Source organism: Psychrobacter sp. TB20-MNA-CIBAN-0197, from assembly GCF_040309765.1.
Lineage (GTDB): Bacteria > Pseudomonadota > Gammaproteobacteria > Pseudomonadales > Moraxellaceae > Psychrobacter > Psychrobacter submarinus.
Genome location: NZ_JBEOPC010000290.1, coordinates 1 through 309, shown reverse-complemented (window position 1 = coordinate 309; position 309 = coordinate 1). Strand labels below are relative to the sequence as shown.

At 38.8% G+C, this 309-nt stretch carries 1 protein-coding gene; it reads left to right on the top strand.

Annotated elements, in window-relative coordinates; genetic code table 11:
- A partial coding sequence (locus AAEY83_RS13710) for a metal-dependent hydrolase (RefSeq protein ID WP_351059638.1) occupies positions 1 to 309 on the top strand: 309 nt, incomplete at both ends.

Here is a 309-nt window from a genome sequence, read left to right as displayed (position 1 = left end):
GTGCTGTAGGTTATGCGGTATTAGGCAATAAAATAGGTCGAAAAGCCGTTTTATGGGGAGCAATTTTAGGCACGCTCCCTGATTTAGATGTATTTTTGCCATATGGCGGATCTGTAGAAGCATTTACTTATCACCGTGGCTTTAGCCATTCGTTATTAATACATTTATTAATTAGCCCGCTCATTGTATGGCTAATATTAAAAGTACACGCGGGAATGCAAATTTATAAAGTGCGCTGGTTTTGGCTAGTATTTTTAAGTTTATCTACACATGCCCTATTAGACAGCCTAACGGTATACGGTACACAAC